Origin of the sequence: Campylobacter sp. P255, assembly GCF_003627915.1 — a bacterium.
GTDB lineage: Bacteria > Campylobacterota > Campylobacteria > Campylobacterales > Campylobacteraceae > Campylobacter_D.
This window is the reverse complement of sequence record NZ_NREN01000008.1, coordinates 1-16565: the sequence shown is the minus strand read 5'-3', so window position 1 is coordinate 16565 and position 16565 is coordinate 1. Positions and strand designations below refer to the sequence as shown.

The window sequence follows — 16565 nt, the reverse complement described above, 5'->3', positions numbered from 1 at the left end:
TTTTTAAAGTTTAAAATACCCTTTTATATCTTCGCAAATTCTAAAGAAATTTACCCCATTAATGTTTGGATTGCTTTTAAAATAATCAAATATCCCATCAAAGCCACTTTCAAGCTCTTTAGACTTCACTCCATAACTAATCGACAATGCTGCCTCTATAAAAGCTGCCAATTTATCACAATACTTCAAAGCTTTTCCATCAATAGCCTTAAAACGATCCTCATTCACTGCATCTAAACTACCACTATAAACACTTGGTTTGTTGTTGAAAATACGATTTTCAAATTCATTTTTTACAAAGGCGCTTTCTTCATTTTGCCCTTCTCTAATACCAAGTATATAGCTAAATTCTTCTCTAAAAGATAGTGGTATAAAAGGTAAAATTTTTTCATTAATAAGTTTCATTTCATATTCATTGATGATTTCATTTAAACCATCTATGCCATATTTTACAGGAGAGATGATATCTCGAGTTAAACTTTCAGGTAAATCATGAAACAAAGCACAGTAAAAATTACTTTCTATCCTACCATCACAAGCTTTTACTTCTAAAGAGTAAAAATACGACAAAATCGCCACCACAAGCATATGTCCTAAAACCGCAGTTTCAGGAATTCTAGGAGTTTGCGCCCATCTTTTTTGAAAACGCAAACGCCCGCTTAGATCAATGATTTTTGAAATTTTTTGATTCAACGCGATTTTTCTAGCTCCAATTAGTTCATAATAATCTTCTAATTCTTCTTCCACTTTAGTTTTAATCTCATCAATATCATGCAAAAAAGAACTTGTTTGATAAACGATATTAAATTCCCATCTTGTAGCAAAATACGAAGCAGCTTTTAAGATCAGCCTTTCTTTGGCATGATCTTTACCTTGCAAAAAAAGTTCATAACGTTTTAAAAATTCACCATTATCGATATCTTGAATCATTGGTGCGATTTTACTTAACACCCAAGCACTTACTTGCTCATTTTTTGCACGCATTATTTCATGGTATACATCAGGGCGTATGTCCGTTACAACCACCCTGCTTAAAAATTCAAAAATTCCCGCTTCTATGATAAAGCGCATATTGACATCTTTTTCCATTTTAGCAATGAAATATGCGATGATAAACTTATGCGCTTGTTTATCAAGTTCGACTAAATTTGTCATTCTAGGATAATCATTCCATCTTGATATAGAAGCAGCTTTAAAAATATGCTCTATCAATTCTACACTAATCATCTTTTTCCTTTTTTTGCTGTGATTTTACTTTATTTTATAATCTTTAGCAAATTTTATTGTGGTATTATGATTTAATGTATATCATGTAATAACCTTAAACTCATCATCAGTGTAAATATAACACTCACAAGACATGGATAAATTGCATTTTTTGCAACGTGATTTATTTTATCTTAATTAAAATACGATATTTGCTATAAGCTTGCTTCAATTTATGATTTAAAAGTCTTTTGCTTCATTTAACTTAAGATAAATTTCATCATTTTTACTAAGTTCTTTATGGTGATAAATGCTAAAAATATGTCCTTCCAAACTCACATTTAGCTCATAAAAATCTCCATAAAACACGCATTCTAAAACACTAGCTTTTAAAGGAGTTTGTGAAGTTGAAATTTGTATATCATTAGGGCGTAAAATACCGTTTTTGCTTTGCAAATATGCTTTGAATTTCTCATCTAAAATTGTATTTGGATCTATAAAAAATGCCTCGCCCAAAAAGCAAGCACTATCTATGCTTTTAGGTTTATAAAAGAGCTCTTTAGCGCTTCCATAGTCTAAAATTTTGCCATCTTTAATCAAAGCGATATTATCTGATAAGTAAAAAGCATCATCTTTATCATGTGTAACAAAAATAGCACTAAGCTTATGCTCTTTTAAGATGTTTTTGATCTCTTTACGCATTTTAACGCTTAAAGTATGATTTAAATTTGAAAAAGGTTCATCAAAAAGTATAATCTTTGGTCTTGCAACAATAGTTCTTGCTAACGCCACCCTTTGGGCTTGTCCACCACTTAGCTCATTTGGGTAGCGTTTTAAAAGTGTACTTAAATTTAAAATTTCCAAAACCTCATCTAGTCTTTGCTTTTGCTCGTTTTTACTCAAAGAACTAATGCCAAAACATATATTTTCTTCTACATTCAAATGCGGAAACAAGGCGTAATCTTGAAACAAAACCCCCACATCACGATCTTGTGGAGCCAAATAAATATTTTTAGAAGCAACTAGCTTATTTGCGATATAAATACTACCATCATTAATTTCAAAAAATCCCGCTATACAGCCAAGCAAAGAGCTTTTACCACAACCACTCTCACCTAAAATACTGATAATCTCACCCTCTTTTAAACTCAAAGAAATTCCTTTTAAAACCTCTGTTTTTCCAAAAGATTTATAAAGATTATCGATTTTTAAGATTTCCATTATTATCCTTTTTGGTTGTTTTTATTTTGCAAATAATGCATTAAAAATGTAGGGATAATCCCAAATAACACTATAATCAAAGATGGTAAAGAAACATTGTAAATCAACTCATTTTCACTATAAGCAAATACTAGCGATGAAAGCGTTTGAAAACCTGAAGGTGAAAGTATAGTTGAAATAGGTAATTCTTTTAAAATATCCACACAAATGATCACCACAGCTAAGGCCAAATAATGCTTCATCAAAGGAAAATGAATTTGAGTGAAAATTTTAAATGGTTTTGACTTTAAAGTTAAATTAGCATAGTCGATATTTTTTGAAATTCGCTCATAACCTGATTGTGTTGCGAAAATTCCAGAAGCCAAAAATCTCACAAAGTATCCAAAAAACAATACCAAAAAGCCTCCACCTATGGCGTATTCAAACGATAAAAGATCAAATATATAATTTAACACACCCAAAATCACCAAAATGCCAACAGCCACCACAGCTCCAGGCAAAGAATATCCCAAAGTTGTCGTCCAAAGAATAAATCTAGATGCTTTTGTATTATTTAAACGTACCACAAAACATAAATAAAATGCCACTCCTACAATGGCAAAAGAACTTACCAAAGCCACACTAAGACTATAAAGCGCAGGGGTTAAGACATTATTTAAATTTTGCATAAAATCAAATCCAGCCCAGTAAATAAGCCACATCATTGGTACAATAAAAGCCAAAAATACCACTAAAAAGCACCATGAAAACGCTAAAAACGCTCTTATGCCCTTAAGCTCATCTTTTGGAGTAGGTAAAAAAACATTTTGATTAAAACTTTTTTTGCCTCTTTGAATTTTTTCCAAAAGCATTAAAAGCGCGATAAAAACCAACAAGGCTACACTTAAAGCTACAGCGCTAACCTCATCACCACCGCTTCCCCAAGTTCTAAAAATTCCTGCACTAAAAGTATCTACACCAAAATAAGCCACCAAACCATAATCGCTTAAAACTTCCATAGCCACCAAAAGTAAAGCACCCACTATACCCACACGGCAAAATGGTAAAATCACTTTAAAGAAAGTTTTTAAATTTGAAGCTTTCAGCGTTTTGGCACTTAAAATGATGTTTCCAAGTCCATATGCAAAAGTATTTTTAGCAAAAAAATACACATAAGGATAAAGCGCAAAAGATAAAATCACAACCACACCATATGCATTCATGATATCTATACGCCTATCAACACCCAAAAAAGTAGGTATTAAGCCTTGAAATTCAAACAAATCAATCCAGACAAAACCCATTACATAAGAAGGTATAGCCAAAGGTAAAATCAAAAGCCATTCAAAAATTTTCGAACCAAAAAATTTATAAAATGCAATCAAATAAGCGCTGATTAAACCAATAACCAAGCAAAGAACCAAAGTGCCAAATAAAATCCAAGCACTGCCAAAAATATAACGAGGTAGGACATTTTTACTTAAATGTTTTAGAGTGTGAACATCTATAAAAGGTAAATGCAAGATAATAGCAAGTATAGGCAGTATGATCAAAATACAGAAAAAAAAGGTGGCAAAAGACCACCTTAGACTTAAGAATTTCAAGTTTTATTTTTCCTTAATTATTTCCATTTAACTTCATCAAAAATCATTAACGCTTCTTTAGCATTACCCCAGTAAGCTTCAAAATTTGGTTTTTCAACTTTAAACTCACCCCATGATTGTAAAATTTTAGCAGGTTTTACTTCTTTATTTACTGGGTACTCATAGTTTTGATTGGTTAAAATTTCTTGCGCTTCTTTTGAAAGCATAAATTCGATAAATTTAACCGCTGCTTCTTTATTTTTAGAAGTTTTTAAAACACCTATACCACTCACATTGATGTGTGTTCCTCTACCATCTTGGTTTGGAAAAATCACTTTTACTGAATTTGCTGCTTCGATGTCTTTAGGATTTTTTGAGTTTGCTAAATGACCCAAATAATAACTATTTGAAATAGCCACATCGCCTTCTTTTGCGTAAATCGCACGAATTTGATCACGGTCTCCACCTTTTGGAGTACGTGCAAGATTATTTGCTATACCTTGAGCCCATTCTTTTGCTTTTTCTTTACCTAAAGTGTCAATCATCGCACTTAATAAAGAGATGTTATAAACATTGTTTGAGCTTCTTACTAAAACTTTACCTTTAAATTTAGGATCTGCTAAATCTTCATAAGTTTTGATTTCTCCATCTTTGATTCTATCTTTAGAAGCGATGATAATTCTTGCTCTTGTTGTAAAAGCATACCACTCGTTGTTTTTGCCTCTTAATTCTTTTGGAGAAAGTTTTTCTAATTCAGGAGAACTCACTGAAACAAAAAGATTATTAGTGCGAACTTGTTCTAAGTTTCCTGCATCTGCAGTCATAAATAAATCTGCTTTTGAATTTTTACCTTCAACCTCTAATCTTTTAGCAAGCTCATTTGCTTTAGCTTGTACCACATTGATACTAATACCTGTTTTTTCTTGAAATAGTTTAAAAATTCCTTTATCTGAATCATAATGACGATGTGAATAAATCGTTAACTCTTGAGCACTTAAACTCATCGCGGTTAATAAAGACAGTAAAACTACTTTTGCTTTCATTTTTAAGTTTCCCTTGTATTAAATTGAAATTGATAAGTATTATTATATTCTTTTAAGCTTTAATATTTTCTTAAAATTGATAAGTATTATTAAATAATAAATATATATTTTATTTTTATTAATTTTATTGCAAAAAATGATATTTTTTTATATAATTAGTAAATATATTTATAATTTTTTATCTATATAAGGAGAGTTCATGCAGCAAAACCGTAGAAACTTTCTTAAATGGAGTTCATTATTTGGCGGTTTAACTTTAAGTCCGATTGGCTTGAGTGCAAATTTACTACAAACCCCACCACTCATAAGCAAATGGGCAGGATGCAATGTAAATTGCGGTACAAAATGCCCTATAAAAGTCCATACTCAAGGTGGTATCATACAATATGTAAGCACCGATAATGAAGGTGATGATAGCTTTGAAACAAGACAAGCAAGAGCATGTGTTAGAGGTAGAAGCTCAAGGTATAAAGTATATAATGCAAACCGCATCACAAGACCCTTAAAAAGAGTGGGTAAACGAGGCGAGGGTAAATTTATACCTATCTCTTGGAAACAAGCACTAGATGAGATCGCTTCTAAAATGAAAGAAGTAAAAGAAAAATATGGCAATGAAGGTTTTTTCATGACATATTCTACTGGTTCTTATGGTTCTTTACTAGGAAATTGTTATGGTGCAATGTCTCCTTTTGCAAGACTTTTAAGTCTTTATGGCGGATATTTAAACTATCATAACTCCTACTCTACTGCACAAATTTCTAATGCAATGAATTTTTTCTATGGAGGTTCTCCTGCAAGCGATATAGCCACTTTAAGATCTGCAAAACTTGCTGTATTTTTTGGGGCAAATCATGTTGAAACAAGAATGGGAGGTGGTGGTATAGGATATGCCTACCAAAAAGCACTAGAAGAAAGTGGGTGTAAAATCATTCATATAGATCCTAGATACAATGACTCAATGATAGGCCATTGTGATGAGTGGATTCCTATTGTACCAGGTACTGATGCTGCCTTGATAGCAGCTCTTGCTTATGTCATGATAAAAGAAAATTTAATCGATAGAAAATTTTTAGACACTTATACCATAGGTTTTAGCGAAGCAACGCTACCAAAAGATGCTCCAAAAAATTCAAGCTATGAAAGTTATGTTTTAGGCTTAAGCGATGGAGTTGAAAAAACACCACAATGGGCAAGTAACATCACAAAAATTCCTGCTCGTCGTATTTTGCAACTTGCAAGAGAAATCGCAACTGCAAAACCTTGCTTTATAGAACAAGGCTGGGGAGTACAAAGACATTCTAACGGAGAACAAGGTGCTAGAGCTATTGCAACCCTAGCATGCATGATTGGGAGCATAGGTGTAGAAGGTGGCAACACAGGGTGTCGCACAACTTCTAGTGAAGTTTATAATATCAAAAATATATCTATCGAAAATCCTATAAAAGACTCTATACCTTGCTTTTTGTATACTGATGCGATTTATCGCGGAAAAGAAATGACTGATCTTAGCGATGGGGTGCGTGGAACCAAACAACTAAAACAAAACATCAAATTTATCTTTAATATCTCAGGAAATTGTTTAACAAATCAACATAGCACTATCAAAGAAGTTGATAAAATTCTAAGTGATGAGAGTTTATGTGAATGTATAGTAGATGTAAATGTAACTAGAACACCTTCTAATAATTACGCAGACTATATTTTACCTGATGCAACCACTTTGGAACAAGAAGACTTCTTACTTCCAAGTTCTGGATATTATAGCGATAGACCTTATATTGTTTACTGTCAAAAAGCTATTGAACCTGTAGGTCAGGCAAAACCTATCTATGAAATGTGTCTTGAACTTGCTAAAAGACTTGGCATAGAAAAAGAGTTTAGCGAAGGTAGAACACAAAAAGAATGGTTAAAATACCTTTATGAAGAAAGCAGAAAAACCAACCCTATTTTACCAAGCTTTGAAGAAATGTCTTCTAAAGGGCTTGTAAAATTTGATCCTGTTAAACCAGCAGTCGCACTTGAAAACTTCATAAAAGATCCTGTCAAAAACCCTCTAAAAACCCCAAGTGGTAAAATTGAAATTTATAGTATAGAATTAGCAAAAATGCAAAAAACATGGATCCTAAAAGAAGGTCAGCAAATCGTTCCTATTGCGGTATTTGAAAGCCAAAGAGAAGGTCCTTTGGATCCACTTAAAGAAAAATACCCTATACAATTTTTTGGATACCACTATAAAGGAAGAACACATTCAAGTTTTTGGGAAATTCCACAAATTAGAGAAGTCAACCCTCAAGAAATTTGGGTAAACACCATAGATGCACAGCAAAGAAAAATTAAAACCGGTGACACCATACGGGTCAAAAACGACCTAGGGGTTATTCAAGGCGTTGCAAAAGTTACCCCTAAAATCATACCAGGTTGTGCCGTAACTCCACAAGGAGCATGGGTAAAATATGAAAATGGTATCGATGTGGGAACTTGTGTCAATTCTTTAGCAAGCTTACTACCAACTGCTATTTCCAAAGGAAATGGTCAGCATTCTATTTTAGTTGAAATCGAAAAAGCATAAGGGGACAAAATGAAACTAGAAGAAAATTCACAATTTGGTTTTATGCTAGATCAAAGCAAATGCGTGGGTTGTAGAACCTGCTCTTTATCATGTAAAGACTACAAAAATATGCCTATTGGGGTTAATTTTCGCCGTGTATTTGAAACAGAAGGTGGAGAGTGGACCTGTATGCAAGATGGTAGCGTTGAGCAAAATGTATTTGCTTACTATACTTCAATATCTTGTAACCACTGCTCTAATCCTTCTTGCCTTAAAGCGTGTCCAACCGGTGCAACCATGAAGGTAAAATGGGGTATAGTTGTAGTAGAAGATAGTATGTGCATAGGTTGTAAAGCATGTGCTATGGCTTGTCCTTATGGTGCTCCACAATTTAATCACGAAAGTGGTCATATGAGTAAATGCGATGGATGCTATGATAGGCTAAAAGAAGGTAAAAACCCTATCTGTGTTGACTCATGTCCTTTTAGAGCACTAAAAGCAGGAGATATCACAAAACTTAGAGAAGCATATGGAAATTTATCCTCCATAACACCTTTACCCGACGCATCAATAACCCATCCTAATTTATGTATAGTACCTGAAAAAAACACTCTAGCTTCAGGCAATAAAAGTGCGATTTTTCATCTACCACAAAACCACCAAGGAGTAAAAAATGACATCATTTAGTCACATTTTAAGCGAAATGCCATTGGTGCTTTTTACCATTTTATCTCAAGCTGTTATAGGACTTAGTTTCATATATGCTCCAGCTTTCATCAACGGATACAAAAACCACACCCATTTGAAATCATTTGGCTTGGTTTTAGGCGTAGCTATGCTTGTTGCTTTTATCCCTTCTTTGTTTCATTTAAATGATATTACACACATTTTCAATGTATTAAATAGAATGGGGGTATTTTATGCTAACAATGCTTGGCATATAGGGTGGATGAATAATGAAATTTTATTCGTTTCTCTTGTATGTGCTTTAGGGTTTTTGCTTTATTTAAAAACAAAAAACTGGGTGTTTTACCTTGCATTAGTATGTGGAGTTTTAGGCATTTTCTTTATGAGTGGGGCTTATGGTGCGATGCAAGAAAGCGTTCCTACTTGGGATTTTAAGATAACCTTGCTTTATTTTTTTGCTAGTGCTGTATTTTTGGGAGCTATTGTGTATTATTGTTTTTTTGAAAATAGCGAACATGAAAGAAAAATGTCATTCTTTGCAGGTTTAATAGGCATAGGCTTATTAAGCACCGCAATAGTTTTGCAAACTTTACACGTAGGTCAGACTTGGATCATGGGGCTTGTAAATCCTTTCGATCTTTTAGGTGGTACTTATGTGTGGTTTATATCACTTTCTTTTGTCTTTTTAGGGCTTGGAATTAGCACATGGTATTTACACAACTACTTGCATGATAAATTCGAAAACAAATTTTTTGCGTATTTTGCCTTGTTTTGTTCTTTTTTAGGAGTATTTACCACTAGAATGCTATTTTATGGACTTATCAGCACACAAATCATGCTAGGACATTTTTAATGAAACAATTAGCTATAGATGTTTTTATAAGCTTTATACAAAATCCACCCAACCAAAGTTTACTAAACCAAATCAAAGAAAACAAACTTTGGCAAGATTGGTTTTTAAAAAACGAAAATCCTTTGCAGATAGAAGCCTTGAAACTTCTATCTAGCAATGAAGATGAAGCACTTATAGGAAGTGATTTTGTGAGTTTATTTATAAGCGATATTGAGTATACTAAAGCACCTCCTTTTGCTTCTTTTTATCTTGACAAAGACAAGGAAATTTACTCTTCAAATTCTAATAAAATCAAAGATATTTTTTTAAATCATCGTTTTTGTGATTTTTTAGAAAATGAACCTTCAGATAGTCTTGTTAATGAGCTTTTATTTATTAAAGAACTCATCAACACAAAAAACAACAAAGTCCTAAAAAATTTTTTAGAGAAAGAATTTTTTACTTGGTTTTATCTTTGGAGCAAAGATCTACTAAATGGCTCTAAAAGCAATTTTTACAAAGGCTTGTCAATGCTCATGGAAGATTTCTTTCAAGAACTAGAAAAAAATTTATAGCAATTTAACACAAATCAATTTTTTCTTTTTAACTAGGAGTTAGAATATCCTTTTTAGTTTTATAAAAAGGATATTAAATGACAAAAGAACAAATTCAAATCATCAAAAATTGTGTGCCTGTTTTACAAAAAAATGGCGAAATTTTAACTAAAGAATTTTATAAAATCATGTTTGAAGAATACCCTGAAGTCAAACCCATGTTTAACATGCAAAAACAAGCTTCAGGCGAACAACCAAAAGCCTTGGCTATGGCTATTTTAATGGCAGCTAAGAATGTAGAAAATTTAGAAAACATGCGATCTTTTGTAGACAAAGTTGCCATTACTCATACTAATTTAAATGTCAAAGAAGAACACTACCCTATCGTTGGTGCTTGTCTTTTAAAAGCTATCAAAGTGGTATTAAACGCAGATGAAGCTACACTAAAAGCTTGGAAAGAAGCTTATAAAGCGATCGCGCAATTTTACATCGATATCGAAAAAGAAATCTATGCAAAAAACAACTAAGCTTTGATCTTTCAAAGCTTAGCGTAAAAAAGCTATCCCTGCTTTTGCTATTTTCACATCTTCTTCTAAGTGTGCTCCACCCACACCTATACCCCCAACCACTACACCATCAATCAAAATAGGCACCCCACCAGGCATAATGGAAAATTGCTCATCTAAGTAACGAATATCTTCAGGGATCTTACCCTCTTTTACCCCTTTAAAAATCACTGCAGTTTCTCTTTTTTGCGAAGTAGCAGTATAAGCCTTTTTATAGCTAGCATTAAGCGTGTGCACTCCTGCTTTGTCATCTCTTAAAACCGCTAAAATTTGACCCGATTTATCTACTATAGTAATGCTTACATGAAAGCCATTTTTTCTTGCTTCTTTTTTAGCTAAATCCAAAATCCCTTCAACCATTTGCGTAGTTAAAACAGGCTCTTTAACAAGCTCATAAGATTTTGCCACCAAACTCACTCCCAAAAATACACATAAAATGAATATTTTTCTCATCTTTTTCCTTTAAAATTTCTCCACCGCATTTTTTGCTAATTCTTTAATATCGCCTTTGAGTTCTTGAATTTGACCATTTTGTGCTAGCAAAATCCGATCAGCCATATCAAAATACACATCATCATGGGTAATCGCAAAAATCGTCTTTCCTTGCTCTTTTAACAAAGGCAAAAGCTTGGTATAAAAAAACTTTCTAAACATAGGATCTTGATCAGCCGCCCACTCATCTAAGATCAAAATATCTCTTTTTTCAAGCAAAGCATTAAGCATAGCTAATCGCTTTTTTTGTCCTGCTGAAAGCTTTATCGTGCTAAAGGCATTCCCTACAAGCTCTACTTTTTCATTTAACTCTAAAACTTCAAGCCAATACGCCAAATCATCTTTACTAAATTTCTCATCTTCTAAAACATATTCAAACAAATGAAAATCACTAAAAATCGCACTAATCAAACCTCTATACTCATAGATATTTTCAGAAGTAATTCTCTCATCATCTAAAAAAATATCTCCTTTAAAATCCGTAAAAAGTCCCGCTAAAATCATAGAAAAAGTTGACTTACCACTGCCATTTTTACCGATTAAAAACACACATTCGCCTTTTTTGAGTTCAAAATCAACCGGTTTGAGTGCAAATTTTTCATTATACGCAAATGATACATTTTTAAAAGAAAGTTTTTGCCATGCTCGTTGTTTTTGGCATATATGAAATTCAGGAGTGTAGTTTTTTAAATTAAGATTAGAGATTTTATCTAAAGCAATCTTTGCCATTAAAAGCGTTGGAAAACTTCCTATCATACCTGCTAATGGTGCTCTTAAAAAAAGCACACTTAAAGCGATCGTTGTTGCATTTTGCAAGCTAGTCAACTCATACGCTAAAACGAGGTAAAACTCCACCCCAACCAAAGCCAACATGGCGCTATTGCTCCAGTTGTTAGATAAAATATGCAAAACATTGCCCATAGTGGAACTTTTTTTCTTTTTTAGTGCATTTTTTTCAAATTCATTTTCATAATAATACTTCGCTCTTAAAGGATTTAGCGTAAGTTCTTTGTGGCCTTGTAGGATATTTTGGTAATTTTTTTGCAAAGCATCATCATTTTCCCTTGCATTTTTAAAGTAAAAATACACCTTACTCATTAAAAAGTTATCCACAAGTAAAACACACACGATCCACACTAAACACAGTAAAAAAATTTCCAAAGAAAGATACGCGATGTATACACCAGTACAAATGATCAAAACACTTGATTGTATAAATTCAGGAAGTCTTAAAAGCCCAAAAGAAATACTACGCACATCGTTATTTAATGAAGCTAAAATTCTAGCTTTAGTAGTGTTTAAGATACTCAAAACACTTGTATTTAAAATTTGCTTGACCACTCTTCGTTGCATTTTAAAAATGAAATTTTGACCAAAAGCACTTAAAGCGATCTCCACAAAAGAAGAACTAAGAAAAAACACAAGCAATAAAAGCACAAAATACACGATGATACTAGAATTTTCAAGGCTTGATTTGAGTAGAAATTCATTAATAAACACCAAAGTTAACACACCAAGCATACTTGTAAAAATACTAAAAAGCAAAAAAAGAATGATTTTGATTTTATTTTCTTTAAATAACACCCATATAAATTGCATATTAAAAACCTAAGTAAGAATAAACGATCATTATATCTTTAAATTTTCAATATCAACTTAAACCACCCAACTCCCCAGAGTTTGCTAATAAGCATTAAGCTTTTTAGCTTAATGCTTATTAGAGAGTTTGCCTAATAAGGAGTTTGGTATTTATATACCATTACACACTTGTATTCTTGATTAACGTGCTTTTGTTTGTTGTTGTTTGTTGTCTATAATTATTTCAAGCAAACTCTGGGCAATTGAATAAACACTAAGCCTTTAAAAGGCTTAGTATATTAAAATTTAAAATCAAACTGCAGGTAACCAGTATGAGAATAAGCATTTTCTGCAAAAATTCCATTATAGTTAAACGACATATCTAAATCTTTTGCTAAAGAGAAAATTAAAGAAGCACCAGCATATTGATAAGTTCTTGGCAACTTTAAAGTTTCACTTGCTTTTAAGCTTGCAAAGTTTACTCTTGAATTTACTTCAGGATTGAAGTTAATTCTTGCGCCTGCTTCTAATGATGTGCTAATTTGCGGATGCCACTGATTAAACCATTTAATAGATGCTGTACTTGAAAAAAGGTTCAACTCGCTTTTATAGTATCTTTCATGATTTAATGCGCCATCACCTGTCATACTAAATGCCTTTGTAAAACCTCCTTCATAGTTTAATGATACTTCAGGCGTAATTACACTATCAACACCATTTAAATAAAAATTCATACCAGTACCTATACTTGCACCATAACCATAAGTATCTGTATTACCATTGGCCTCTCTTTTTCCTTTATCTATGAATTTTTGCACATCATTTTTAGTATAAGCTACTTTAGTATATGCCTTAATAAAAGCTTCTTTTATTTCATCTTCTAGCACAAGATTAGAATACTTCAAGCCTGCATATATGGTTTGCATTTTTAAAGAAAAATAATCTTTAGTATCCATATTAGCTTCTTCTGTTCCCAAATAAACTCCTAGCATTCCTATATCTCTTAAGGTATGAAAGCCTGCTATTATACCTTTGGTATGTCCTTTAGAATAATCACTTGTTCCTAAAAGCTTAATGCTATTTGATGAAAAGTATGGCAACACAAAGCCTTGGTAATGTTCATCTGCACTAAATCCTACCAAGTCTTTATTTTTCTTATGCTCATGAACCCTTGCATGTTTATATGCTACTCTTGAAGCATCATCCATTACAGTATCAATAAAGAATGATCTCATCATATAAGTATTAATTAAAGTTTGAGCCATAACAGAACCCACACCTGCACTTACATCAGCCAAGGTTTTATAAGTACCTGAGATCGGATCATAAAACAAACTCAATAAATCACTATTCGTACCAACATTGCTAGGTTTACTTACTCCACCACTACCACCATTGTGTGTAGTATTATCACTTACTATACTATCAGGGTTGATAGGTTTACTTGCATCGTAGTTTGAATCAGAAATATCAACCGTAACCTTATCGATACTTGTAGATCCACTACCACTACCACCTACACTTATAACCCCATCAAAACTACCATCTTCATTTGGTTTTACAACCCAATCATCCACTACAACAGCACCACTACCATTATTTGTAATATGATTACCATTGCTATCAGGTTTAACACTACCTTGGTTATTAATATGAATACCACTATTGCTATTATTAACAATACCTCCACCAATACTACCACTAGATCCATTTGATATAGAAGTATTACCACCACTACTTCCTACAGTGATAGCTCCACCCAAATTTCCATCATTTTTGATTTCCAAATCACCATTGTTATTTTCAATAGAACCGCTAATGGAGCCACTATTGTTAATTGAACCCAAATTTCCATCGTTTTTAATATTTCCGCCTATAGTTCCATTGCCACTATTGGTAATATTGCCCACAGAAGACCCAGAGCTCACATTTACATTTCCAGAAATTTGCCCATTACCTTGGTTGATAATATTATCTAATTTACCACCATCACTAACTTCTATAGAACCTTCTAGTTTGCCTTCGCCATCATTGATAATACCACCTTCTATAGCAGAATCACTCCCTTCTATTTTAATAGAACCTGTAACAACACCACTACCGGTATTAATTATACCTCCGCTAATAGAAGAACCTCCTTTAACAATGATATCTCCCTGTAATCTGCCATTTCCTGAATTGACTATACCACCTACTATTTTAGATTTGCCATCTAATTCAGTATTTCCATAAATAACACCATTGCCAGTGTTTAATATAGCAGGATTTATAATATCATCGCTAAGCATATTATTTGAAGCCGAAATTAAACCACCACCTTTAAGCTTAATACCACCTTTGCTTGGATCACTACTATCTCCTATAACTCCATTGTTGATAATACCTGCAGTTCCACCTGTTAAAGTTCCACTTACAGTGATATCCTCTGTTAGTTTTTGATTAGCCCCTATATAAAAACCAGCTATGCCACCATGAACTAAACCACCAATATTAATTTTACCGATTTGAAAAGGAACCTTAGGATTATTTGCTATATCTATAAATATACCATATCTTCCTGCTTGAATAGTGCCTGAATTATTGATATTATCAATTCTAGTTTGAAGCTCTTCGTATGAATACTTATCATTTCCCAAAGCTATGCCATCTTTAATAGCTATAATAGTTCCTGAATTATTTATAGTTTGCACTTGAGTTCCTAATGAAAAATACATACCATTATAAGTATCAATCAAACCACTATTATCAACAGTACCTATTTTAGGTATACCTTCTATATTACCCATATAAATTCCAGCACCTTGACCCAAACCTTCGTTTTCTTTTGTTATCATATCCACAGAACCGGTGTATTTTATAGTTTTAGAATTTTTTATAGTTTCAACATTTTTACCATTATCAGCCCTACCTGCCACGCTTATGCCTGTGTTGGAGGTTAATATTAAACCCTCATTATTAATTGTTTTTACTTGAGAGTTTGCTCCATAAACATAAATACCAGAACCAGAATTGTTAATAAATGGACCTGTGACGGGTTTGTTTGCAATTATAGTTCCCTTATTAACTATACTAGAAACCTTAGCGCCATCACTAACAACAATTCCCGATTTATTACCTATAATCGTGCCAGTATTATCAATATTATCAACAGTGGCTCCTACATTAATATACATTCCATAGTAGTTTTCACCTTGTATAGTGCCACTATTGGTTATAGTGCCGATACTTCCTGCATCAACTTTAACACCACTAACCTTGCCTTTGATAACGCCTTTATTATTTAATGTTTCAATTTTAGAATTTTGACCTTGAACAAATACACCATTCTCACTACTACTTATCATCGTGCCTTTATTATCAATGGCTGTAATAGTAGCACTATTATTTACCATAATACCCTGTCCACTGCTAGTTTCAATCTTGCCACTTTCAGTTACTGTTAAAGTGCCATTATCGGTTCCACTAATGGTGATTTGTCCATTTTTCTCATTGTTTATCGTACAGTCTTTGTTTTTACTATCACAGTTACTGATATTTTTTATTTTTTTAGTTTTAGTAATTTCAATACTACCATTAGAATTTTGATCACTTATAGTTGCCATGCTTGCATTGGCACAGCTAGCTAGAAATGAAATAGTTGCTAAAGAAAGAAAGGTTTTTTTGTAAAAAATGAGAGTTGGCTTGATGAATTTAAAGAATGTTTGATTTGGGAATTATCAATCCCCCCCCCCCGTGAAACAGCAAATTAGACATATTAACTCCTTGAATAAAAATTCTCACAATTCTAAATATTTATTATAAATTTTTTTTAATAATTTTTTTTAAACAAAAAACTATAAAATAATATATTTTTAAATATTAATTGAGAAAATAAGTAACATTTTAAAGTTTTATTATTTAAAAGTGATGAATGTTTCAAAATTTACCCATTTAAATACACTTTCTACTTTAGAAAAACCAGCTTTTTTAACATGGTTATATTTTCATTTTGGGTATAAGGTATGAAGAAATTTTCCAAAGCTTCTCTTTTGATGGAAATTTCTAGCTTACTATAGCCTTGTTCTAGTTTATACTGCTTATAAATTTGGATCACTTTTTGGCTATAAAAATCAACTAAGTTGTATTAAACGAGGGAGTGATTTTAGAATAACCCAACTCCCCAGAGTTTGCTAATAAGCATTAAGCTTTTTAGCTTAATGTTATTAGAGAGTTTGCCTAATAAGGAGTTTGGTATTTATATACCATTACACACTTGTATTCTTGATTAACGTGCTTT

Annotated in this window: 12 protein-coding genes and 1 pseudogene; 5 read left to right on the top strand and 8 right to left on the bottom strand. The window is 32.5% G+C overall.

What is annotated here, in order from left to right; genetic code table 11:
* Nucleotides 1-3: 3 nt before the first annotated feature.
* The 4 genes from CKA54_RS05175 to CKA54_RS05160 all read right to left on the bottom strand — a co-directional run bounded on the left by CKA54_RS05175 (nucleotide 4) and on the right by CKA54_RS05160 (nucleotide 5032).
* Nucleotides 4-1227, bottom strand: a complete 1224-nt coding sequence (locus CKA54_RS05175; protein WP_120760530.1) for an HD domain-containing protein — start codon at nucleotides 1225-1227, stop codon at nucleotides 4-6.
* Nucleotides 1228-1446: 219 nt separating this feature from the next.
* Nucleotides 1447-2427, bottom strand: a complete 981-nt coding sequence (locus tag CKA54_RS05170) for an ABC transporter ATP-binding protein (protein WP_120760528.1) — start codon at nucleotides 2425-2427, stop codon at nucleotides 1447-1449.
* Nucleotides 2428-2429: 2 nt separating this feature from the next.
* Nucleotides 2430-4010, bottom strand: a complete 1581-nt coding sequence (locus CKA54_RS05165) for an iron ABC transporter permease (protein ID WP_120760526.1) — start codon at nucleotides 4008-4010, stop codon at nucleotides 2430-2432.
* 17 nt (nucleotides 4011-4027) lie between these two features.
* Nucleotides 4028-5032, bottom strand: coding sequence for a Fe(3+) ABC transporter substrate-binding protein (locus CKA54_RS05160; protein WP_120760524.1), 1005 nt, complete (start codon nucleotides 5030-5032; stop codon nucleotides 4028-4030).
* Between the two features lie 199 nt (nucleotides 5033-5231).
* On the opposite strand from CKA54_RS05160, the gene CKA54_RS05155 reads away from it, so the two are divergent.
* The 5 genes from CKA54_RS05155 to cgb all read left to right on the top strand — a co-directional run bounded on the left by CKA54_RS05155 (nucleotide 5232) and on the right by cgb (nucleotide 10180).
* Complete coding sequence (locus CKA54_RS05155; RefSeq protein ID WP_120760522.1) at nucleotides 5232-7601, top strand: DMSO/selenate family reductase complex A subunit; 2370 nt, start codon at nucleotides 5232-5234, stop codon at nucleotides 7599-7601.
* 9 nt (nucleotides 7602-7610) lie between these two features.
* On the top strand, nucleotides 7611-8267 hold the full coding sequence (locus CKA54_RS05150; protein ID WP_120760520.1) for a DMSO/selenate family reductase complex B subunit: 657 nt from the start codon (nucleotides 7611-7613) through the stop codon (nucleotides 8265-8267).
* Nucleotides 8254-9120: a DmsC/YnfH family molybdoenzyme membrane anchor subunit gene (locus CKA54_RS05145; protein WP_120760519.1), complete on the top strand. Its 867-nt coding sequence runs from the start codon at nucleotides 8254-8256 to the stop codon at nucleotides 9118-9120. Before CKA54_RS05150 ends, CKA54_RS05145 begins: the two co-directional genes overlap by 14 nt.
* Nucleotides 9120-9674, top strand: coding sequence for a molecular chaperone TorD family protein (locus CKA54_RS05140; protein ID WP_120760517.1), 555 nt, complete (start codon nucleotides 9120-9122; stop codon nucleotides 9672-9674). The genes CKA54_RS05145 and CKA54_RS05140 overlap by 1 nt, the downstream gene beginning before the upstream one ends.
* Before the next feature lie 77 nt (nucleotides 9675-9751).
* On the top strand, nucleotides 9752-10180 hold the full coding sequence (cgb, locus tag CKA54_RS05135) for a single-domain globin Cgb (RefSeq protein WP_120760515.1): 429 nt from the start codon (nucleotides 9752-9754) through the stop codon (nucleotides 10178-10180).
* A gap of 18 nt (nucleotides 10181-10198) precedes the next feature.
* Here cgb and CKA54_RS05130 read toward each other — a convergent pair whose 3' ends face one another.
* The 4 genes and pseudogenes from CKA54_RS05130 to CKA54_RS07780 all read right to left on the bottom strand — a co-directional run.
* Complete coding sequence (locus CKA54_RS05130) at nucleotides 10199-10672, bottom strand: heme-binding protein (protein ID WP_120760513.1); 474 nt, start codon at nucleotides 10670-10672, stop codon at nucleotides 10199-10201.
* A 9-nt stretch (nucleotides 10673-10681) separates the two neighbouring features.
* Entirely contained in the window at nucleotides 10682-12310 is a 1629-nt protein-coding gene (locus CKA54_RS05125; protein ID WP_120760511.1) for a multidrug ABC transporter permease/ATP-binding protein, read from the bottom strand.
* A 278-nt stretch (nucleotides 12311-12588) separates the two neighbouring features.
* Nucleotides 12589-15891 carry an autotransporter outer membrane beta-barrel domain-containing protein gene (locus CKA54_RS05120; RefSeq protein WP_120760509.1) on the bottom strand — a complete coding sequence of 1101 codons (3303 nt, stop codon included), beginning with the start codon at nucleotides 15889-15891 and terminating at the stop codon, nucleotides 12589-12591.
* Between the two features lie 291 nt (nucleotides 15892-16182).
* A pseudogene (locus CKA54_RS07780) lies at nucleotides 16183-16397 on the bottom strand (carboxy-S-adenosyl-L-methionine synthase CmoA); the annotation flags it as partial.
* Between the last annotated feature and the right edge of the window lie 168 nt (nucleotides 16398-16565).